Origin of the sequence: Klebsiella sp. R390 (assembly GCF_051131745.1) — a bacterium.
Taxonomy (GTDB): domain Bacteria; phylum Pseudomonadota; class Gammaproteobacteria; order Enterobacterales; family Enterobacteriaceae; genus Klebsiella.
Window position 1 is genome coordinate 4,359,182 of sequence record NZ_CP180445.1, and the last position, 20,317, is coordinate 4,379,498.

Sequence of the window (20,317 nt, forward strand, 5' to 3'; positions counted from 1 at the left end):
CTTCCGGTCGCTCAGGCAGCGTAAAGCCGGGAAGATCATGTTCATCAATCTGTTAATCATACACCCTGCGATTGGAATAGGTGCCGGGTGCATTTTTATAGCTGTACACAAACTAATCTCTCAGAGTGAATTATACTTGGATTAGTGCTGTACGAAGCCGTGACAAGGGGGATGCTATGAACCATGTCTGGGGATTGTTCGCTCATCCGAATCAGGAAATGAGCGTCATCAAAAGCGAAAATGAGACCATTTCGCACCACTATACGCACCATGTGCTGGTGATGGCTGCGGTTCCGGTGATTTGCGCGTTTATTGGCACGACGCAACTTGGCTGGAACTTTGGCGACGGCAACGTGGTAAAACTGTCGATGTGGACAGGACTGGCGCTGGCGGTGGTGTTCTACGCCGTGATGCTGGCCGGGGTGGCGGTGATGGGGCGTATTATCTGGTGGATGGCAAGAAGCTATCCCCAACGCCCGTCGCTTAAACGCTGTATGGTGTTTGCCGGCTACGTGGCGACGCCGCTGTTCATGAGCGGGCTGGTGGCGCTCTATCCACTGGTCTGGCTGTGTGCGCTGGTGGGCACGGTCGCGCTGTTTTACACCGGTTACCTGCTGTATCTCGGTATTCCGACCTTCCTGAACATCAACAAAGAAGAGGGGCTGAGCTTTGCCAGCTCGACGCTGGCGATCGGGGTGCTGGTGCTGGAGGTACTGCTGGCGATCACCGTGATCCTCTGGGGGTACGGTTACCGACTCTTCTAATCCTCGGTAACCACCGAATCGGTTGGCATGAACGGTTTGCCGCCGACAAGCAACTCGAATTATTTTGGGTATGCATTGCCGACATAAATGGATTTTTATGTCGGCAATGCAGCATTTGCTCACGATTCTTATTAGTCAGATCCCGCCAGAGCACGGTATGATAGGTCCTGCCAGCGTCGCCCACATCCCGGCGCCGCAGCGTACGTTCATAACGTGCAAAAATACTTTCACGAATGATCATGATGCCGAAATTTCGAGTTTCTTTGCTCAGCCTGACCTTGCTCCTGGCTGTGCCTTTTGCGCCCCAGGCGATTGCAAAAACCCCCGTTGCCGCAACGGCCTTGCAGCCGGACATTGCCTCCGGTAGCGCGATGATCGTTGATCTTGCCAGCAAAAAAATTGTTTACCAGAGCCAGCCTGATTTGGTGCGGCCGATTGCGTCCATTACCAAGGTGATGACGGCGATGGTGGTGCTGGATGCGCATCTGCCGTTAGACGAAATGCTGACCGTGGATATCAGCCAGACGCCAGAGATGAAAGGGATCTATTCACGCGTGCGCCTGAATAGCCAAATCAGCCGCCGCAATATGCTGCTGCTGGCGCTGATGTCTTCAGAAAACCGCGCTGCTGCGAGCCTTGCCCACCACTATCCGGGGGGCTACGACGCCTTTATCCGCGCTATGAACGCTAAAGCTCAGGCGCTGGGCATGACCCATACCCGTTACGTTGAACCCACAGGGTTGTCGATTCATAACGTCTCGACCGCCCGTGATCTGACGAAACTGCTGATGGCGACCGAACAGTATCCGTTGATTGGTCAACTGAGTACGACCAAAGAAGATACCGCGACCTTTGCCCATCCGGCCTATACGCTGCCGTTTCGCAACACCAACCATCTGGTCTATCGTGACAACTGGAATATCCAGCTGACCAAAACCGGCTTTACCAACGCCGCGGGCCACTGCCTGGTGATGCGCACGGTCATTAATCAACGCCCGGTGGCGCTGGTGGTGATGGATGCCTTCGGCAAATATACCCATTTCGCCGATGCCAGCCGCCTGCGGACGTGGGTTGAAACCGGGAAGGTGATGCCGGTGCCGGCCTCCGCGCTGAGCTACAAAAAGCAGCGTGAAGCCCAGATGGCGGATGCGATGCTGAAAGGTGGCGCACAGACGGCGCAAAACGATTAATGCCTCTCCCCCCGGCCCGCATCAGCGGCCGGGGTTTTTTTTATTCCGGTATGGTTAAATCGCCTTCACCCAGCTGGCGCTGCATGATTAAGGTATCGCGCCAGTCTCCCATCTTGTAGCCGACGCTGCGCAGCTGACCAGCAACCGTGAAGCCAAATTTTTTGTGAATCGCCAGCGAACCGGCATTGTTGTGTCCGTCGCCGATGATTGCCAGCATCTGCCGCCACGGACCCTGTTCGCATTTCTCAATCAGCTGTGCCAGCAGGGCGCTGCCGATACCGCGTCCGCCCATTCCTGATTCGACATAAATCGACTCTTCAAGGGTGTAGCGGTAGGCGGGACGAGGGCGGTAAAAGGTCGCATAGCAGTAGCCGACAATGGTGCCGCGCCACAGGGCGACCAGCCACGGCAGCCCGTTATCACGCACCGTCTTAATGCGCTTACGCATTTCATCGACGGTGGGGGGGATATCTTCAAAGGATGCACGTCCATTCAGTACGTGCCAGACGTACAGCGCTGCAATAGCGTGAGCGTCATCGGGCAGGGCTTCGCGGATCTCTAACTCAGCGCCGTGTAACATATCCGCTTCGGACATGAGGGGGACTCCTTAACCAGGTTTGCCGGAGAAGCGTTTCTCCGGCGTGCAGCGTAATACAGAATCCCGTTACGCGTCATCTGCGATGATAGCTATTCGGCGACGTTATTTTCGCTCTGCGGGCGTTCTCCCCAGTACTTCTGCTTACTGGTTTTACCCAGACCCGGGTTCATGCTGTTGGTCGGGTCATTCTGACGGTAGAACTGTTTCAAGCTATCGGCGGCTTCATACAGGTGTCCGACGTTATGCTCGGCCGGATACTGCGCCCCGCGCTGCTTCAGCAGCTCAAGCATCTGTTCTTTCAACGCATGGGCATCGACGCCTTTTTTCACGATGTAATCCTGATGGAACACGTGGCACATAAAGTGGCCGTAATAGAGCTTGTAGACCAGCTGGCTGTCGATTTCCGGCGGCAGATGCTCAAACCACTCGGTGTCGTTGCGGCGCAGGGCAATATCCAACGCCAGAATATCTTCGACCTCATCAGCATGTACCGCCTGATAACGAATTGCGGCCCCTGCGGCGGCGAAACGATGAAGAAACGCCTTGCTGCCTTCTTCCGGGGTACAGACGAAGAAGTCCCCTTCGGCCTGCTGGAAGTAGGTTTTAAGCCAGCTCTGCGCCTCTTCGATGCCATCCCCGGCCATTTTCAACAGCAGATGATGCTCGTATTTGTCGCGCCAGGTTTTCATGCGTTCCGGCAGGTGCGCCGGGAACACGTGCCCCAGTTTTTGCATGAAGCGATCGCTAAAATGCGGTTTAAACAGCGACACTTTATCCAGCATGGCATCGGCACGGCCTTTCATGGTGAAGAAGAACGGCATCTTGTCGGTGCCGAGCTTGTCGATCATCAGGAAGGTGTCTTTACCGTAGCGCTCGGCAATATCGTAGATATCGCGGTGCATGTATTCACCCGCTACCGGCAAATGCGCAAACTCCTCCAGGATATGGCGGCGGATCTCGGTCAGTACCGCAGGGTCGTTGCTGCCGATGTAAAAGACCTGCTGGCGTTTTTCCGCCGGGAAGGTATCAAGACGGGCAGCGAACACCGCCAGCTTGCCAGCGCAGCCGGACGATTCAAACAGGCGCTCCGGGTCGGCATTGTAGCGTGCCGGCGTGTCGGCATTGATATCGCGTACCCGGGTAACGTAATCGTGGTCATGAGCGTGGCGCCCATCGTGCAGCACATCGCTATCGCTCACGCGGTCGTCGTCGAGGCGGCTGAGGATCTGTTCCGGCGTGGTGCCCAGATCGATTCCCAGGTGGTTTACCAGCCGCAGTTTGCCGTTTTCGTCAATCTGCGCAAACAACGACATCTCAGTGTAGGCCGGGCCACGTTGCACCAGCGAGCCGCCGGAGTTATTGCAGATCCCGCCGATCACCGAGGCGCCGATGCAGGAGGAGCCGATCACCGAGTGTGGCTCGCGGCCCAGCGGTTTCAGCGCTTTTTCCAGCGAATAGAGCGTGGTGCCCGGGAAGGCCAGCACCTGTTCGCCCTTATCCAGCAGATGCAGTTTATCAAGGCGTAGGGTGCTGATAATGACTATCTGGCGATCGTAATCATTGCCGCTGGGGGTTGAGCCTTCGGTCAGCCCGGTGTTTGCCGCCTGCATGAGAATAATTTTATCGGCGTCAACGCAGGCGCTCAGCACCCGCCACAGCTCCAGCAAGGTGCCCGGAAAGACCACCGCCAGCGCATCGCCCTGGCCTGAGCGGAAACCTTTACGGTAGCGCTGGGTTTTGGCCGGATCGGTTAACAGGTGGGAAGTGCCGACCAGTCTTGCCAGTTCCGCCAGAAAATCATGATTATTCGAAGGTGTTGCAGATGACATGATCCACTCCTTGTGGTGGTACCGAAAATATCGGGATTAAGCATAGCGCTTTGTATGACAATATTGTGCAGGAATGTGTCTAATTTCCGAGAAGAACCTTAGCATTCTGCAGGCGTCTTGTTTATATATATGGCAAACTGCGGTTTTTATTATGTTTTGCCGTGATCCCGGCCTGAGAGAAAGCGAGATAACAATGAAATGGCTCTGTACGATTGGCGTCGCCGTTAGTCTGGCGCTGCAACCCGCTCTGGCGGATGAACTGTTCGGCAATCACCCCTTAACCCCGCAGGCGCGGGATGCCTTCGTGAGCGAACTGCTCAAGAAAATGACCGTCGATGAAAAGATCGGCCAGCTCAGGCTGATCAGCGTCGGGCCGGATAACCCGAAAGAGGCGATCCGCGAGATGATCAAAGATGGCCAGGTCGGGGCCATTTTTAACACCGTTACGCGGCCGGATATCCGCACCATGCAGGATCAGGTCATGCAGCTCAGCCGCCTGAAGATCCCGCTGTTTTTCGCCTATGACGTGATTCACGGCCAGCGCACCGTCTTCCCGATAAGCCTCGGGCTGGCCTCCTCGTTTAACCTTGATGCGGTCAATACCGTAGGCCGTATTTCAGCCTATGAAGCCGCCGATGATGGTCTCAACATGACCTGGGCACCGATGGTGGACGTCTCGCGCGATCCGCGCTGGGGCCGCGCCTCGGAAGGTTTCGGGGAAGATACCTATCTGACCACCGTGATGGGCCAGGCGATGGTCGAGTCGATGCAGGGCAAAAGCCCGGCGGATCGCTACTCGGTGATGACCAGCGTGAAACACTTCGCCGCCTATGGCGCGGTAGAGGGCGGGAAAGAGTACAACACCGTCGATATGAGCCCGCAGCGCCTGTTCAACGACTATATGCCGCCTTACAAAGCCGGGCTGGATGCCGGCAGCGGTGCGGTCATGGTGGCGCTTAACTCTCTGAACGGAACCCCGGCCACTTCCGATGCCTGGCTGTTGAAAGAGGTCCTGCGTGATGACTGGGGCTTCAAAGGCATTACCGTCTCCGACCACGGTGCTATCAAGGAGCTGATTAAACACGGCGTTGCTTCCGATCCGGAAGATGCAGTGCGGGTAGCCCTGAAGTCGGGCATCAACATGAGCATGAGCGACGAGTACTACAGCAAATACCTGCCAGGGCTGGTGAAATCCGGCAAGGTGACGATGGCGGAGCTGGATGATGCGACGCGCCACGTGCTGAACGTCAAATATGATATGGGGCTGTTTAATGACCCGTACAGCCACCTCGGGCCGAAAGATTCTGACCCGCAGGATACTAACGCCGAAAGCCGCCTGCATCGTAAAGAGGCTCGTGAAGTCGCCCGCCAAAGCCTGGTGCTGCTGAAGAACCGCCTGGAGACGCTGCCGCTGAAAAAATCGGGCACCATTGCCGTGGTGGGACCGCTGGCAGACAGCAAGCGTGACATGATGGGCAGCTGGTCTGCCGCGGGCGTGGCGGATCAGTCGGTGACCGTGCTGACCGGTATCAAAGATGCGCTGGGTGACAAAGGCAAGGTGGTTTATGCCCGCGGCGCCAACATCACCAACGATAGCGGCATTGTCGATTTCCTTAATCTGTACGAGAAAGCGGTTCAGGTCGATCCGCGCTCGCCGCAGGCGATGATTGACGAGGCGGTGGCCGCGGCGAAACAGTCCGACGTGGTGGTCGCGGTGGTCGGTGAGGCGCAGGGCATGGCTCACGAAGCCTCCAGCCGTACCGACATTACCCTGCCGCAAAGCCAGCGTGATTTAATCAGCGCGCTGAAGGCCACCGGCAAGCCGCTGGTGCTGGTGCTGATGAACGGTCGTCCGCTGGCGTTGGTCAAAGAAGACCAGCAGGCTGACGCGATGCTGGAAACCTGGTTTGCCGGGACCGAAGGCGGCAACGCTATTGCTGATGTGCTGTTCGGCGATGCCAACCCGTCGGGTAAACTGCCGATGTCGTTCCCGCGCTCGGTGGGACAGATTCCGGTGTACTACAGCCATCTCAATACCGGCCGTCCGTACAACGCCGATAAGCCGAACAAATACACTTCGCGCTACTTTGACGAGGCCAACGGCCCGCTGTATCCGTTCGGTTACGGCCTGAGCTACACCACCTTTAGCGTATCCGATGTGAAAATGTCGGCGCCGACCATGACACGCGACGGCAGCGTCACCGCCAGCGTGCAGGTGACCAACACCGGTAAACGTGAAGGGGCAACGGTCATTCAACTCTATCTGCAGGATGTCACCGCCTCAATGAGTCGACCGGTGAAAATGCTGCGGGGCTTCCAGCGTGTGAGCCTCAAACCGGGTGAGACGCAAACCGTCAGCTTCCCGATTGAGATTAACGCACTGAAGTTCTGGAACCAGAAAATGAAATACGACGCCGAGCCGGGAAAATTCAACGTCTTTATCGGTGTTGACTCCGCCCGCGTGAAGCAGAGCGAGTTCGAGTTACGCTAATCTGACCCTTCCGGCCATGCTGCCGAAGCACTCCTAAAAGGCCGATTAATCGGCCTTTTCTGTTTCTCTCATCGGTCAAATAGACTACGCTTTGCTCTTAAGCTTCTGAAAATGGAGCGCAAAATAATGAGGATGGCGGGATGGATATGGCAACGAAATGGCGCACTGCGCTGGCGCTGGCCGCGCTAATAAGCCTGCCGCTACAGGCGGCGGAGCCGGTCAAAGTTGGCTCAAAAATCGATACGGAAGGGGCACTGCTGGGCAATATTATTTTGCAGGTGCTGGAGAGCCACGGCGTGAAGACCGTCAATAAAATACAGCTCGGGACCACACCGGTGGTGCGCGGGGCGATTACGGCGGGTGAACTCGACATTTATCCAGAATATACCGGCAACGGCGCCTTCTTCTTTAAGCAGGAGAACGATCCGGCGTGGAAAAACGCGCAGCAGGGCTATGAGAAGGTGAAAAAGCTCGACGCGGATCAGAATAAGCTTATCTGGCTCACGCCAGCCCCGGCGAACAATACCTGGACCATCGCCGTGCGTCAGGATCTGGCAGAGAAAAATCACCTCACGTCACTGGCCGATCTCAGTCGCTATCTGCACAGCGGCGGTACCTTCAAGCTGGCGGCTTCCGCGGAGTTTATCGAGCGTCCCGATGCGCTCCCGGCCTTTGAGAAAGCCTACGGTTTCTCGCTGAATCAGGACCAGCTGCTGTCGCTGGCGGGCGGCGATACCGCAGTGACCATCAAAGCGGCGGCGCAGCAAACTTCCGGCGTCAATGCGGCCATGGCCTATGGGACCGACGGTCCGGTTGCTGCACTGGGGTTGCAAACCCTCAGCGATCCGCAGGGCGTACAGCCGATTTACGCTCCGACACCGGTGGTCCGCGAAGCGATGCTGAAAGCCTACCCGCAGATTGGTGAATGGCTGCAGCCGGTTTTTGCCAGCCTCGATGAAAAAACGCTGCAACAGTTGAATGCCAGTATTGCCGTAGAAGGGCGGGACGCCAAAAAAGTGGCCGCTGATTATCTGCAGCAAAAAGGGCTGTTGAAGTAGACTCCGGGTGGCTATTCGTTGTTATAACCGTGTTGTGCTGCTGCTGGCCTGCGTCCTGCTGCTGGCGGTGGCCTTGCCGTTTGTCAACTATGCGCCTAATCGCCTGTTATCAGGAGAGGGGCGTTGGCTATGGCAGGATTGCCGCTGGCTGATGGCGCTGCAGGTCGGCGGGGCGTTGTTGCTGATGTTCCTCTGCTGGCGAGCGGGCCGCGGGCCGCTGCTGCTGACGTTGCTGATGGTCGACACGCTGCTGCCACTCCAGCTGTGGGGCGCGGGGCAGGTGGCGACACAGCTGGCGCAGGGTGGCCAGGCGCTGGCGCGAACCTCGACGGGCAGCGGCTTGTGGCTGGCGCTGGCGCTATGCCTGTTAATTGCCAGCGACGCCATCCGCCGGCTGACTTCCCGGGCGCTCTGGCGCTGGCTGCTTAATGCCCAGATCTGGCTGATTCCCTGTTTGCTGCTGACCAGCGGTGCGCTGGATCAGCTATCGTTGCTGAAAGAGTACGCCAACCGTCAGGATGTTTTCGATGCGGCGCTGTACCAGCACGTGACGTTGCTGTTTGGCACGTTGCTGCCGGGGCTGCTGATCGGTTTGCCGGTGGGGATCGCCATCTGGCGCCGACCCCGCTGGCAGGCGCCGGTATTCACCTTCCTCAATATCATTCAGACCGTGCCTTCCGTGGCGTTGTTTGGCCTGCTGATCGCGCCGCTGGCCGGTCTTGCCCATCACTTCCCCGGGCTGGCTGAACGGGGCATTTCCGGTACCGGAATGGCGCCGGCGCTGATTGCGCTGGTGCTGTATGCCTTGTTGCCGCTGGTTCGTGGAGTGGTCACCGGCCTGCAACAGGTACCGCGCGACGCACTGGAGAGTGCGGTAGCGATGGGGATGAGCCGCGGTCAGTGCTTCCGGTCGGTACAACTACCGCTGGCGCTGCCGGTACTATTGCGCAGTCTGCGCGTGGTCAGCGTGCAAACCGTCGGCATGGCGGTGGTGGCGGCGCTGATTGGCGCTGGCGGGTTTGGTACCCTGGTTTTCCAGGGATTGTTGAGCAGCGCCCTGGATCTGGTGCTGCTGGGGGTGATCCCGACTATTGCCCTTGCCGTGGTAGTTGATGCGCTGTTTGCGTTGTGGGTCGCGTTACTCAAAGGAGAGGCGGATGATTGAATTTGACGGGGTCAGCAAATCCTTCGCCGGGCAGCCGGCGGTGAAAAATCTCAACCTGCATCTGCGTGAGGGGGCCTTTTCGGTGCTGGTTGGCACCTCCGGTTCCGGTAAATCCACTACGCTGAAAATGATCAACCGGCTGGTCGAGCATGACAGCGGCAGCCTGCGCTTTGCCGGGCAGGATATTCGCCAGCAGCCGGTGCTGACGCTGCGCCGGCGCATGGGCTACGCCATTCAGTCGATTGGCCTGTTTCCCCACTGGACGGTGGCGCAGAACATTGCCACTGTCCCGCAGCTGCAAAAGTGGTCGCGACAGCAGATCGCGGCGCGGGTTGATGAACTGATGGTGCTGTTGGGGCTGGATCCGGCACTGGCTGAACGCTACCCGCATCAGCTCTCCGGTGGCCAGCAGCAGCGGGTTGGGGTGGCGCGGGCGCTGGCTGCCAATCCCGACGTCCTGCTGATGGACGAGCCTTTTGGCGCCCTCGACCCGGTCACCCGCGACGCGCTCCAGCAGGAGATGATCCGTATTCACCGACTACTGGGGCGGACGATCGTCCTGGTGACCCACGATGTCGATGAAGCGCTGCGGCTGGCGGACCATCTGGTGCTGATGGACAGCGGTGAAGTGGTGCAGCAGGGGGAACCGCTGCAGATGCTGCTGAATCCCAAAAACGCCTTTGTGGAGACGTTTTTTGGTCGCAGCGAGCTGGGCGTCCGTCTGCTGGCGTTGCGCGGCGTCGGGGAGTATCTGCGTCGTGATGAGCGGCTGGCCGGTGATACGCTTCAGGTGACGATGACGCTACGTGAAGCGCTTTCCCAGTTCATAACCCATCGCTGTGAGGTGCTGCCGGTGGTGGATGAGCAGGGACAAGCCTGCGGGACGCTGCATTTTGCCGATCTGCTCAGCAAGGAGGTGCGCCATCCGCCTGCTTCGTGATCCGCTGCTGTGGCTGCTGGCGCTGTTTATTGCCATTTTACTGCTGCTGCCCTATAGCGCGCCGCTCTTTAGCGCCCTGTTTCCCGAACTGCCGCGCCCGGTCTATCAGCAGCAGAGTTTTTTGTCGCTGACGTGGGCCCATTGCTGGCTGGTGGCGCTCTCGAGCCTGGCGGCGACGGTGGTCGGTGTCGGGGCAGGCGTCGCGGTGACGCGTCCCGCGGGGCGTGAATTTCGCCCGCTGGTGGAGACGATTGCGGCAATGGGGCAAACTTTTCCGCCGGTGGCGGTGCTGGCAATTGCGGTGCCGGTAATGGGATTTGGCTGGCAGCCGGCGCTGATAGCGCTGGCGCTGTACGGCGTGCTGCCGGTTTTGCAGGGGACGCTGGCCGGGTTAAGCGCCGTGCCGCCGGGCGTGGTGGCGGTCGCTCAGGGGATGGGGATGACGGGCTGGCAGCGGTTTATCAAGGTCGAGCTGCCGCTGGCCGCTCCGGTGATGCTGGCCGGTATCCGGACCTCGACCATCGTCAATATCGGCACGGCGACTATCGCCTCAACGGTCGGGGCGAATACGCTCGGAACGCCGATTATCATCGGCCTTAGCGGGTTCAACACCGCTTATGTCCTGCAAGGTGCGCTGCTGGTGGCGCTGGCAGCGATCGTCGTCGACCGCGGATTTGAATGGCTGAACCGCTGGCTCAGCCGACACCGCCACGAACAATAAACGAGTAACCGGCGAGCATCACGCCGCTGATCCCGCCGATGGCCATGAATAAGAATAGGGTAATGACCGCGATTTTCGCTGGCTTCATAATAGGCTCCTGATGTTAACGGAGGGATTATACGGTGAAGCTCAGGTGTTAATAAAACATTAATTGCTATTTAGCCAGATAACGTGACCCTGCTGCTGCCAGGCCTGCAGTTGATCCTGCTGCGCCCGGGTCGGGCTCTCGCCGCACAATACCAGCAGGGTGCTGTCGGGAAACAGTTCGGGTCGAATCTGCGGCAGCGAGTGCGGCACAACGTCGACACGCCAGCCCTGTTCACAGGCAATCCAGCCCTCCAGCCACATCCGGGTGGTATCGTCGATATTCCAGCCGAGCACCAGCGCATGGCTGCCGGCGTGTTTGTAGGCGCTGGCAAGACTGTGGGCAATATGGTTGATCAGCAGGCCGTCAAGAATGCTGCGCAGGGCGGTGAGGGTAGGCTGGGGGCTAAGCAGACGATGGCGCAAGGGGATAAACAACTGGTTAACCAGCGTCAGGGCGGAGTAGCTGTGGCTGCGCTCTTTAATCCACAACCGTAAACGGTGATAGCTGCCGTCGTGCAGATAGCCCAGCAGAATCTCCTGCTGTTCCCGCCAGCCATCCTCTTCCTGATGATCGTTATCGTTGAGCAGGGTTTTGACTTTACCCACCTGAACGCCCGCGTCAATCCAGCGTTGAATTTCGCGGATGCGGTCAATTTCCTGTTCATTAAACAGCCGGTGGCCGCCATCGGTGCGCTGAGGTTTCAGCAGTCCATAGCGCCGCTGCCAGGCGCGTAACGTCACGGGGTTGATGTCGCAGAGCTGAGCCACTTCACCAATCGTATAAAGCGCCATAAATCCCTCCCGCAGTTGCTTCCCTTATAACTGTAGAAGCTGTTTGCCGAAGACGACATGTTTGTTCATTTTTTGTTCATGTGGCGAGCGGGAGGTGGCTAAGAAGTGTGATCCTGACCATGATTTTTCATTTTCCTCGGTGGCTTCAAAGAAAGTTATGACCCGGCGGTGTATGTTACGCGCTTTCAAGTGAAGTGTGGTCTGCGGGTATGTACGAGTTCGATCTGGTGTTGCTGCTGCTTCAGCAGATGTGCGTGTTTTTGGTCATCGCGTGGTTGATGAGCAAGACGCGGCTGTTCATTCCGCTAATGCAGGTCACCGTCCGCCTGCCGCATAAGCTGCTGTGCTATGTCACTTTCTCTATTTTCTGCATTATGGGGACCTATTTCGGTCTGCATATCGAAGATTCCATTGCCAATACGCGTGCCATCGGTGCAGTCATGGGCGGTCTGCTCGGTGGCCCGGTTGTCGGCGGCCTCGTGGGCCTCACCGGCGGGCTGCATCGATACTCCCTTGGCGGGATGACGGCGTTGAGCTGTATGGTCTCCACCATTGTGGAGGGGCTACTGGGTGGTCTGGTCCACAGCGTGCTGGTCAAACGTGGACGTCCGGATAAAGTGTTTAGCCCGCTCACCGCCGGCGCGATTACCTTCTTCGCCGAGATGGTGCAGATGCTGATTATTCTGCTGATCGCCCGTCCCTTCGATAATGCGTTGCATCTGGTGCAAAGCATCGCCGCGCCGATGATGGTAACCAATACGGTCGGCGCCGCGTTGTTTATGCGTATTCTGCTGGATAAGCGGGCGATGTTTGAGAAATACACCTCGGCTTTTTCTGCCACCGCGCTGAAGGTTGCGGCCTCGACGGAGGGGATCCTGCGCCAGGGGTTTAATGAAGAGAACAGCATGAAGGTCGCGCAGGTGCTGATCCAGGAGCTGGATATTGGCGCGGTGGCCATCACCGACCGCGACAAGCTGCTCGCGTTTACCGGCATTGGTGACGATCACCACCTGCCCGGCAAGCCCATCTCGTCATCCTATACGCAAAAGGCTATTGATAGCGGCGAGGTAGTCTACGCCGACGGCAACGAGGTTCCTTATCGCTGCTCGATTCACCCCAACTGCAAGCTGGGCTCGACGCTGGTGATCCCGCTGTGCGGCGAAAATCAGCGGGTCATCGGCACCATTAAATTATATGAAGCGAAAAACCGCCTGTTCAGCTCCATTAACCGCACCCTGGGGGAGGGGATTGCCCAGCTGCTGTCGGCGCAAATTCTCGCCGGGCAGTACGAGCGGCAGAAGGCGCTGCTGACACAATCGGAGATAAAACTGCTGCACGCGCAGGTGAACCCGCATTTTCTGTTTAATGCCTTAAACACCCTGAAGGCGGTGATACGCCGCGACAGCGATCAGGCCGGACAGCTGGTGCAGTATCTGTCGACCTTCTTCCGTAAAAACCTTAAGCGGCCGTCGGAGGTCGTGACCCTGGCCGACGAAATTGAACATGTGAACGCCTATCTGCAAATTGAGAAGGCGCGTTTCCAGGCCAACCTGCAGATCCAGATGCTGGTGCCCGAAGCGCTGGCCCACCATCAGCTACCGGCGTTTACGCTGCAGCCGATCGTAGAAAATGCCATTAAGCACGGCACGTCGCAGCATCTCGGGGTCGGGGAGATTACCATTCGCGCCAGCCAGAACGACCGCTGGCTGCAACTTGATATCGAAGATAATGCCGGACTGTATCAGGACAATCCCAACGCCAGCGGGCTGGGTATGAGTCTGGTGGACAGACGCTTACGAGCGCGCTTCGGCGCCGACTGCGGCATTACCGTCACCTGTGAAGCGGAGCGTTTCACCCGCGTCACGCTGCGACTGCCTCTGGAGGAAAACGCGTGTTAAAAGTGTTGATAGTTGATGATGAGCCGCTGGCACGTGAAAACCTGCGCGTATTACTGGAATCCGCCGGCGATATTGAGATTGTCGGCGAGTGCGGCAATGCCGTAGAAGCCATTGGCGCGGTGCATAAGCTGCGCCCGGACGTGCTGTTTCTCGACATTCAGATGCCGCGGATCAGCGGACTGGAGATGGTCGGGATGCTGGATCCGGAACACCGGCCTTACATTGTGTTTCTTACCGCCTTTGACGAGTACGCGGTAAAAGCGTTTGAAGAGCACGCGTTTGATTATCTGCTCAAACCCATCGAGGCGCCGCGGCTGGAGAAGACCCTGGCCCGTTTGCGTCAGGAGCGCAGCCTGCAGGATATTTCGCTGCTCGATGATACCCAACAGGCGTTGAAATACATCCCCTGCACCGGACACAGCCGCATCTGGCTGCTGCAGATGGAAGATGTGGCGTTCGTCAGCAGCCGGATGAGCGGAATTTATGTCACCGACCGCGAAGGGAAAGAGGGCTTCACCGAGTTGACCCTGCGCACCCTGGAGAACCGCACGCCGCTGCTGCGCTGCCATCGCCAGTATCTGGTAAACATGGCCCACCTGAAGGAGATCCGTCTGGAGGAGAATGGTCAGGCGGAACTGCTGATGCGGGCCGGGCAAACGGTGCCGGTGAGCCGTCGCTACTTAAAAAATCTGAAAGAGGCGATTGGGCTGTAATACGCCTGAATCGTGATAGACTTAGCGCCAGCATTTTTCATCATGAAGGCATTATGATCAGTAACGATATCTTACGTAGCCTGCGCTACACCCTGAAAACCAATAATAATGACCTGGTGCGTATTTTTGCGCTGGGCGATTCCGTCGTCAGCGCAGAGCAGCTGGTCCCGTGGCTGAAAAAGGAAGACGAAGAGGGCTTCCAGCGCTGCCCGGACATTATGTTGTCGATTTTCCTCAACGGCCTGATTTATGACAAACGCGGCAAAGACGAGTCGGCACCGCCGTTGGCGGTTGAACGCCGGGTGAATAACAATGTTGTGCTGAAAAAGCTGCGCATCGCCTTTTCGCTAAAGACCGATGACATCCTCGCCATTCTGACCCAGCAGAAGTTCCGCGTTTCGATGCCAGAAATTACCGCCATGATGCGCGCCCCGGAGCATAAAAACTTCCGCGAGTGCGGTGACCAGTTCCTGCGCTATTTCCTGCGCGGCCTGACCGAACGCGTCCACGCCAAACCTTGAGTTTTCCTCTGCTGAGTGGTCCCGGCTTGCGCTGTACTTAGCCAGGTTTCCCGCTCGGTTTCCGTGTCGCCCGGGTAAGGCGTTTATGCCGCCACCCGGGAGTGCTTCACGGCTATTTCACTTCCTTGAAACCCTGCCCTTTAAGATACGTCTCTGATTCCGCCATCGAGACCTCCTTAAGCGCGCAGTTGGTGAACATCGCTCCCGGCAGCTTGCACAGGTCGCTAATCTTCGCTTGGGTAAAATCAACGCTGATGTGTTCCTGGGCATAGCTGTCTTTATAATCGATGCGCTGCTCCACACCTTTGACATCGCGATAAAGGTGACTGGCTGGTTCAATCAGCGTCTGCGCCTGCTCTTTACTGGTGGCTCCGATGCTCTTATAGGGAAGGGTGTTATTTGCCTCCTGGCGCAGCACTTTGTCACCTGCATAATGGTAGGTAAAACTCAGATCAATACCGTTGATGGTGTGGGTAAAGGTTTTGCTCTTTTCTTGTGGTGCGTTGTCGCAGCCCGCGAGACCAACGAGCAGCAGGGAGAGCGCGGCGGTGACAACCAGCTTGCGGGATATCTTCATCACAGTTCCTTTGTTGGTTAAGGGTAAAGCGGTTGATTATTGCCACGATTGCTGTGGTGTACAACGCGCAGAAAAGGCCGGAGAGTGAGAATCAGAATTGATAAAGAAAAAGCGCTGCCGGGGCAGCGCTTGATGCGGAGATTATTTTACCTGTTGACCAGGTTTGGCGCCGCTGTCCGGGCTTAACAGGAAGATATCCTTGTCGCCAGGACCTGCCGCCATCACCATCCCTTCAGAGATGCCGAAACGCATTTTACGCGGCGCCAGGTTGGCGACCATCACCGTCAGGCGACCAATCAGCACCTGCGGGTCCGGGTAGGCGCTACGAATGCCGGAAAAGACATTGCGTTTTTCGCCGCCCAGGTCGAGGCTCAGGCGCAGCAGCTTATCGGAACCGTCGACAAACTCGGCGTTTTCAATCAGCGCGATACGCATATCCACCTTCGCGAAATCATCAAAGCTGATGGTCTCCTGAATCGGATCGTCCGCCAGCGGGCCGGTCACCGGTGCCGCAGTCGCTTTTACCTCTTCTTTCGAGGCTTCCACCAGCGCTTCAACCTGTTTCATCTCGATACGGTTGTACAACGCTTTGAAGGTGTTGACCTTGTGCGACAGCAGCGGCTGCTGGATAGCATCCCAGCTCAGTTCGCAGTTGAGGAACGCCTCAACACGCTCGGACAGGGTCGGCAGAACCGGTTTCAGCCAGGTCATCAGCACGCGGAACAGGTTGATGCCCATTGAGCAGATGGCCTGCAGGTCGGCATCGCGGCCTTCCTGTTTCGCCACGACCCACGGTGCCTGCTCGTCAACATAGCGGTTAGCCACGTCGGCCAGCGCCATGATCTCGCGGATCGCTTTGCCGAATTCACGGCTTTCCCACGCTTCGCCAATCACGCTGGCGGCGTCGGTGAAGGTTTTGTACAGCGCCGGGTCAGCCAGTTCAGCCGACAGCACGCCGTCAAAACGCTTGTTGATAAAGCCGGCGTTGCGCGATGCCAGGTTCACTACTTTGTTGACGATATCGGCATTGACGCGCTGGACGAAATCTTCCAGGTTCAGGTCGATATCATCAATGCGTGAAGAGAGCTTCGCGGTGTAGTAGTAACGCAGGCTATCGGCGTCGAAATGGTTCAGCCAGGTGCTGGCTTTGATAAAGGTACCGCGCGATTTGGACATCTTCGCGCCGTTGACCGTCACGTAGCCGTGCACAAACAGGTTGGTGGGTTTACGGAAATTGCTGCCTTCCAGCATCGCCGGCCAGAACAGGCTGTGGAAGTAGACGATGTCTTTGCCGATGAAGTGATACAGCTCGGCACTGGAATCTTTCTTCCAGTATTCGTCGAAGCTTGTGGTGTCGCCGCGCTTGTCGCACAGGTTCTTGAAGGAACCCATGTAGCCAATTGGCGCATCCAGCCAGACGTAGAAATATTTGCCTGGCGCACCAGGAATTTCGAAGCCAAAGTACGGCGCATCGCGGGAGATATCCCACTGCTGCAGACCTGACTCGAACCACTCCTGCATTTTGTTCGCCACCTGCTCCTGCAGCGCACCGCTGCGGGTCCATGCCTGCAGCATCTCGCTGAAGGACGGCAGGTCGAAGAAGAAGTGCTCGGAATCACGCATTTCCGGGGTCGCACCGGAGACTACGGATTTCGGGTCGATAAGCTCGGTCGGGCTGTAGGTTGCGCCGCAGACTTCGCAGTTATCGCCATACTGATCCGGCGATTTGCACTTCGGACAGGTGCCTTTGACGAAACGGTCCGGCAGGAACATGCCTTTTTCCGGATCGTACAGCTGAGAGATGGTGCGGTTTTTGATAAAACCGTTCTCCTTCAGGCGACCGTAGATCAGCTCAGACAGCTCACGGTTCTCGTCGCTGTGCGTCGAGTGGTAGTTGTCGTAACTAATATTGAAGCCAGCAAAATCGGTCTGATGCTCCTGACTCATTTCGCCAATCATCTGTTCCGGAGAAACGCCAAGCTGCTGGGCTTTCAGCATAATCGGCGTGCCGTGGGCGTCATCGGCGCAGATAAAATTGACCTCGTTGCCGCGCATTCGCTGGTAACGGACCCAGACATCAGCCTGGATGTGCTCCAGCATGTGGCCGAGGTGGATAGAGCCGTTGGCGTACGGCAGTGCGCACGTTACCAGAATTTTCTTCGCGACTTGAGTCATAGTGGGCATTACATCTTCTGTTGTAAAAAGGGCTTCTGATATTACCAAAAGGGTAATGGGTGCGCCATAAATGGCTGACCATATATGGATAATCCTCAGCTGTGGTAAACTCAGTGATACTGAAAGCAGCTCATAACAACAAAGGAGTCGGGATGAATTCACAATCCCAGGCCAAATCCCCCGAACGTCTGCGTGCGATGGTCGCCGGAACGTTGGCTAATTTCCAGCACCCCACTTTGAAGCATAACCTTACCGCGCTGAAGGCACTGCACCACGTTGCCTGGCTCGACGATACCGTGCATATCGAGATTCAAATGCCGTTCGTCTGGCACAGCGCCTTTGAGGATTTAAAAGAGCAATGCAGTGCCGATCTGCTGCGTATCACCGGCGCCCAGGCGATCGACTGGAAGCTGACGCACAGCATCGCCACGCTGAAGCGGGTGAAAAACCAGCCGGGTATCAACGGGGTTAAAAATATTATCGCCGTCAGCTCCGGTAAAGGTGGGGTTGGTAAATCCTCTACGGCGGTCAACCTCGCGCTGGCGCTGGCTGCGGAAGGGGCGAAGGTCGGGATCCTCGATGCCGATATCTATGGCCCGTCGATTCCTAACATGCTCGGGGCAGAAGATCAGCGACCTACCTCGCCTGACGGCACCCACATGGCGCCGATCATGCGCTTTGGCCTTGCCACCAACTCCATCGGCTACCTGGTGACCGACGATAACGCGATGGTGTGGCGCGGTCCGATGGCCAGCAAAGCGCTGCTGCAAATGCTGCAGGAGACAATGTGGCCGGATCTCGACTATCTGGTGCTGGATATGCCGCCAGGCACCGGCGACATTCAGCTGACCCTGGCGCAGAATATTCCGGTGACCGGGGCGGTAGTGGTAACCACGCCGCAGGATATTGCGCTGATCGATGCGAAAAAAGGCATCGTGATGTTCGAAAAGGTGGAAGTGCCGGTATTAGGCATCGTGGAAAACATGAGCATGCATATTTGCAGCAACTGTGGGCACCATGAGGCTATCTTCGGCACCGGCGGGGCTGAGAAACTGGCAGAGAAATACCATACTCAGCTACTGGCCCAGCTGCCGCTGCATATCAATTTGCGCGAAGATCTCGATAACGGCACGCCGACCGTGGTGGCCCGTCCGGAAAGCGAGTTCACCGACATCTACCGTCAGTTGGCGGGAAGGGTGGCGGCACAGCTCTACTGGCAAGGGGAAGTCATTCCCAGTGAGATTGCCTTCCGCGCGGTGTAACGTCGGCGGATAAGACAACGCTCTGTCCTTCTCTATGCCAGCGCTGGCAGGAAAAGGGCAGGGCGTTTTCGTTGGCGTCATCGGTGATGATGCGCTCAACCATTAATGCTGGTAGAAAATCTCGCCGTCATAAATTTTGACGATTTTCCCTTCGGTATCGGTGATCAGCACGTAGCTGCCGCCCATATAGGTGTAGTGAGTACCGGCTTCCGGAGCAGGCAGGTTACGCTGCTGCCACTGCTTGATGTTGTATTCCGGAGTGAGATACAGCGGTGGTACGGTGTCTCCGACGCGAAACTGGGTGAAGTCTGCGGTGAAACCATCGAGTTCAAATTTTTGCGGGCCGCTGGTGGCTGCCCATACGGTGCTGGTGCTGGCCAACAGGACGCCCAGAAGCATCATTTTTGTCTTGCGCATATTTTCCTCATTATTATCCTGGATTACCCTGGACACAAAATCGCAGCCTCGTATCATTCCTGAAGCATGGCGGGGATGGCAAGCGTTGGTTGCGTTAAATATGTAAGAAAACGATGGGCAGGGTGCCTGATTGGGCGAATCGCGCCCGTTTTGAGAACAATCCGGAGATCTGGATTCGGGAGTGTTTATGTTCAGACTGGAAGATCTGACGTTATTTGTTCGGGCGGCGGCATTGGGCAGTTTCAGCGACGCCGCGCGTGAGGTGGGCCAGCAACCGGCGCAGGTCAGCGCGGCGATTAAGCGTCTGGAAACCATGCTCAATATTCGCCTGTTTGCGCGCTCGACCCGCAGTTTGCGCCTGACCCCGGAAGGGGAAACCTGGCTGCCCTACGCCACCCAGATGCTCGATACGCTACACGCCGGGTTACAAAAAATTCAGGTGCCGGATGATGAAGTGCGCGGCACCTTGCAAATTGCGGTGCCCTCCGACCTTGGGCGTAATCTGCTGCTGACCGTCTTTCGCTCGTTTCGCCAGCGTCACCCGGCGCTGAAGCTGCGGATCCTCTTTTCCGATCACCGCACCGATGTGTTTAAAGACCCGGTGGATGTCGCCTTTCGCTATGGCGACAACGATGATGCCTCGTTTATTTCACTGCCCGTCGCGCCGGAAAACCGCCGGGTGCTGGTGGCCTCCCCGGCGTGGATTGCCGAACATGGCGAGCCGCAAACGCCCCAGGCGCTGGCCCAGCACAACGCGCTGCTGTACGTGTTGCGCGGGCGGCAGTTCGATCGCTGGCCGGTCAGCCTTGACGGCGTGGTGGAACATATCCAGGTTTCTGGCACCATCGTCAGCGACGACGCCGAGGTGATCCGCCGGCTGGCGATTGCCGGCGAGGGATTTGCCTATAAGTCGGCGCTGGATGTCAGAGATGATATTCGCGCCGGGCGTCTGCAGGTGCTGTTACCGCACTACCAGGGCGACCTGGTGCCGCTGAATATGATTTGCCCGCATCGCAAGCAGCTCTCCGCCGCGGTGCGTTTATTGTATGAAGAGGTGAAAGCGCACTGCGAAGCGGGGCAGGGTTAATCTGTGTCTGATGCAAGGTGCCTGACCCCATA

19 protein-coding genes are annotated in these 20,317 nt (G+C 57.5%); 12 read left to right on the forward strand and 7 right to left on the reverse strand.

Features of this window, described 5'->3' with window-relative positions; translation table 11 throughout:
- The first annotated feature begins 176 nt into the window (after positions 1-176).
- Both ACMYSP_RS20460 and pbpG read left to right on the forward strand, forming a co-directional pair.
- Positions 177-764: a Yip1 family protein gene (locus tag ACMYSP_RS20460; protein WP_434583870.1), complete on the forward strand. Its 588-nt coding sequence runs from the start codon at positions 177-179 to the stop codon at positions 762-764.
- Between the two features lie 239 nt (positions 765-1,003).
- On the forward strand, positions 1,004-1,954 hold the full coding sequence (gene pbpG / locus ACMYSP_RS20465; protein WP_434583871.1) for a D-alanyl-D-alanine endopeptidase: 951 nt from the start codon (positions 1,004-1,006) through the stop codon (positions 1,952-1,954).
- A gap of 40 nt (positions 1,955-1,994) precedes the next feature.
- On the opposite strand, the gene ACMYSP_RS20470 is transcribed toward pbpG, so the two are convergent.
- Both ACMYSP_RS20470 and dld read right to left on the reverse strand, forming a co-directional pair.
- A complete protein-coding gene (locus ACMYSP_RS20470; protein ID WP_123755132.1) occupies positions 1,995-2,549 on the reverse strand; it encodes a GNAT family N-acetyltransferase in 555 nt (184 codons plus the stop codon).
- 92 nt (positions 2,550-2,641) lie between these two features.
- On the reverse strand, positions 2,642-4,381 hold the full coding sequence (dld, locus tag ACMYSP_RS20475) for a D-lactate dehydrogenase (protein ID WP_434583872.1): 1,740 nt from the start codon (positions 4,379-4,381) through the stop codon (positions 2,642-2,644).
- A 193-nt stretch (positions 4,382-4,574) separates the two neighbouring features.
- Between dld and bglX the strand changes: the two genes are divergently transcribed.
- The 5 genes from bglX (at position 4,575) to ACMYSP_RS20500 (ending at position 10,756) form a co-directional block, all read left to right on the forward strand.
- Entirely contained in the window at positions 4,575-6,872 is a 2,298-nt protein-coding gene (gene bglX, locus ACMYSP_RS20480; RefSeq protein WP_434583874.1) for a beta-glucosidase BglX, read from the forward strand.
- Between the two features lie 140 nt (positions 6,873-7,012).
- Positions 7,013-7,930 (forward strand): glycine betaine ABC transporter substrate-binding protein OsmF, encoded by a 918-nt coding sequence (gene osmF / locus ACMYSP_RS20485; protein WP_434583875.1) that lies wholly within the window; start codon positions 7,013-7,015, stop codon positions 7,928-7,930.
- 7 nt (positions 7,931-7,937) lie between these two features.
- Entirely contained in the window at positions 7,938-9,095 is a 1,158-nt protein-coding gene (locus ACMYSP_RS20490; RefSeq protein ID WP_434583876.1) for an ABC transporter permease, read from the forward strand.
- The gene (locus ACMYSP_RS20495) at positions 9,088-10,035 is read left to right on the forward strand and encodes an ABC transporter ATP-binding protein (RefSeq protein WP_434583878.1); all 948 of its coding nucleotides are present in this window, start codon (positions 9,088-9,090) and stop codon (positions 10,033-10,035) included. Before ACMYSP_RS20490 ends, ACMYSP_RS20495 begins: the two co-directional genes overlap by 8 nt.
- Positions 10,019-10,756 carry an ABC transporter permease gene (locus ACMYSP_RS20500; protein ID WP_434587196.1) on the forward strand — a complete coding sequence of 246 codons (738 nt, stop codon included), beginning with the start codon at positions 10,019-10,021 and terminating at the stop codon, positions 10,754-10,756. The genes ACMYSP_RS20495 and ACMYSP_RS20500 overlap by 17 nt, the downstream gene beginning before the upstream one ends.
- Here the strand turns inward: ACMYSP_RS20500 and ACMYSP_RS20505 are convergent.
- Both ACMYSP_RS20505 and ACMYSP_RS20510 read right to left on the reverse strand, forming a co-directional pair.
- Entirely contained in the window at positions 10,731-10,844 is a 114-nt protein-coding gene (locus ACMYSP_RS20505; protein ID WP_071844955.1) for a protein YohO, read from the reverse strand. The genes ACMYSP_RS20500 and ACMYSP_RS20505 overlap by 26 nt on opposite strands.
- A 59-nt stretch (positions 10,845-10,903) precedes the next feature.
- A complete protein-coding gene (locus ACMYSP_RS20510; RefSeq protein ID WP_434583880.1) occupies positions 10,904-11,635 on the reverse strand; it encodes a MerR family transcriptional regulator in 732 nt (243 codons plus the stop codon).
- A gap of 209 nt (positions 11,636-11,844) precedes the next feature.
- Between ACMYSP_RS20510 and ACMYSP_RS20515 the strand changes: the two genes are divergently transcribed.
- From ACMYSP_RS20515 to ACMYSP_RS20525, 3 genes are read left to right on the forward strand one after another with little or no spacing between them, the layout of a single operon-like run.
- A complete protein-coding gene (locus ACMYSP_RS20515; RefSeq protein WP_434583881.1) occupies positions 11,845-13,533 on the forward strand; it encodes a LytS/YhcK type 5TM receptor domain-containing protein in 1,689 nt (562 codons plus the stop codon).
- On the forward strand, positions 13,527-14,246 hold the full coding sequence (btsR, locus tag ACMYSP_RS20520) for a two-component system response regulator BtsR (protein ID WP_434583882.1): 720 nt from the start codon (positions 13,527-13,529) through the stop codon (positions 14,244-14,246). The genes ACMYSP_RS20515 and btsR overlap by 7 nt, the downstream gene beginning before the upstream one ends.
- A gap of 53 nt (positions 14,247-14,299) precedes the next feature.
- On the forward strand, positions 14,300-14,767 hold the full coding sequence (locus ACMYSP_RS20525) for a DUF1456 family protein (RefSeq protein ID WP_434583884.1): 468 nt from the start codon (positions 14,300-14,302) through the stop codon (positions 14,765-14,767).
- Between the two features lie 112 nt (positions 14,768-14,879).
- On the opposite strand, the gene ACMYSP_RS20530 is transcribed toward ACMYSP_RS20525, so the two are convergent.
- Both ACMYSP_RS20530 and metG read right to left on the reverse strand, forming a co-directional pair.
- A complete protein-coding gene (locus ACMYSP_RS20530; protein WP_434583885.1) occupies positions 14,880-15,344 on the reverse strand; it encodes a YehR family lipoprotein in 465 nt (154 codons plus the stop codon).
- Between the two features lie 141 nt (positions 15,345-15,485).
- Positions 15,486-17,519 carry a methionine--tRNA ligase gene (metG, locus tag ACMYSP_RS20535; RefSeq protein WP_434587198.1) on the reverse strand — a complete coding sequence of 678 codons (2,034 nt, stop codon included), beginning with the start codon at positions 17,517-17,519 and terminating at the stop codon, positions 15,486-15,488.
- 152 nt (positions 17,520-17,671) lie between these two features.
- Here metG and apbC point away from each other — a divergent pair, with 152 nt between their 5' ends.
- A complete protein-coding gene (apbC, locus tag ACMYSP_RS20540; RefSeq protein WP_123755122.1) occupies positions 17,672-18,781 on the forward strand; it encodes an iron-sulfur cluster carrier protein ApbC in 1,110 nt (369 codons plus the stop codon).
- Positions 18,782-18,883: 102 nt separating this feature from the next.
- On the opposite strand, the gene ACMYSP_RS20545 is transcribed toward apbC, so the two are convergent.
- Complete coding sequence (locus tag ACMYSP_RS20545) at positions 18,884-19,198, reverse strand: RcnB family protein (RefSeq protein ID WP_434583887.1); 315 nt, start codon at positions 19,196-19,198, stop codon at positions 18,884-18,886.
- 187 nt (positions 19,199-19,385) lie between these two features.
- Between ACMYSP_RS20545 and ACMYSP_RS20550 the strand changes: the two genes are divergently transcribed.
- A complete protein-coding gene (locus tag ACMYSP_RS20550) occupies positions 19,386-20,285 on the forward strand; it encodes a LysR family transcriptional regulator (protein ID WP_434583888.1) in 900 nt (299 codons plus the stop codon).
- Positions 20,286-20,317: the final 32 nt, after the last annotated feature.

What these genes read in the sequence shown, in the direction of transcription:
- ACMYSP_RS20460 (WP_434583870.1), top strand. Translation starts at nt 177, where the DNA reads ATGAACCATGTCTGGGGATTGTTCGCTCATCCGAATCAGGAAATGAGC.
- pbpG (WP_434583871.1), top strand. Translation starts at nt 1,004, where the DNA reads ATGATGCCGAAATTTCGAGTTTCTTTGCTCAGCCTGACCTTGCTCCTG.
- ACMYSP_RS20470 (WP_123755132.1), bottom strand. Translation starts at nt 2,549, where the DNA reads ATGTCCGAAGCGGATATGTTACACGGCGCTGAGTTAGAGATCCGCGAA.
- dld (WP_434583872.1), bottom strand. Translation starts at nt 4,381, where the DNA reads ATGTCATCTGCAACACCTTCGAATAATCATGATTTTCTGGCGGAACTG.
- bglX (WP_434583874.1), top strand. Translation starts at nt 4,575, where the DNA reads ATGAAATGGCTCTGTACGATTGGCGTCGCCGTTAGTCTGGCGCTGCAA.
- osmF (WP_434583875.1), top strand. Translation starts at nt 7,013, where the DNA reads ATGGATATGGCAACGAAATGGCGCACTGCGCTGGCGCTGGCCGCGCTA.
- ACMYSP_RS20495 (WP_434583878.1), top strand. Translation starts at nt 9,088, where the DNA reads ATGATTGAATTTGACGGGGTCAGCAAATCCTTCGCCGGGCAGCCGGCG.
- ACMYSP_RS20505 (WP_071844955.1), bottom strand. Translation starts at nt 10,844, where the DNA reads ATGAAGCCAGCGAAAATCGCGGTCATTACCCTATTCTTATTCATGGCC.
- ACMYSP_RS20510 (WP_434583880.1), bottom strand. Translation starts at nt 11,635, where the DNA reads ATGGCGCTTTATACGATTGGTGAAGTGGCTCAGCTCTGCGACATCAAC.
- ACMYSP_RS20515 (WP_434583881.1), top strand. Translation starts at nt 11,845, where the DNA reads ATGTACGAGTTCGATCTGGTGTTGCTGCTGCTTCAGCAGATGTGCGTG.
- ACMYSP_RS20525 (WP_434583884.1), top strand. Translation starts at nt 14,300, where the DNA reads ATGATCAGTAACGATATCTTACGTAGCCTGCGCTACACCCTGAAAACC.
- ACMYSP_RS20530 (WP_434583885.1), bottom strand. Translation starts at nt 15,344, where the DNA reads ATGAAGATATCCCGCAAGCTGGTTGTCACCGCCGCGCTCTCCCTGCTG.
- metG (WP_434587198.1), bottom strand. Translation starts at nt 17,519, where the DNA reads ATGACTCAAGTCGCGAAGAAAATTCTGGTAACGTGCGCACTGCCGTAC.
- apbC (WP_123755122.1), top strand. Translation starts at nt 17,672, where the DNA reads ATGAATTCACAATCCCAGGCCAAATCCCCCGAACGTCTGCGTGCGATG.
- ACMYSP_RS20545 (WP_434583887.1), bottom strand. Translation starts at nt 19,198, where the DNA reads ATGCGCAAGACAAAAATGATGCTTCTGGGCGTCCTGTTGGCCAGCACC.
- ACMYSP_RS20550 (WP_434583888.1), top strand. Translation starts at nt 19,386, where the DNA reads ATGTTCAGACTGGAAGATCTGACGTTATTTGTTCGGGCGGCGGCATTG.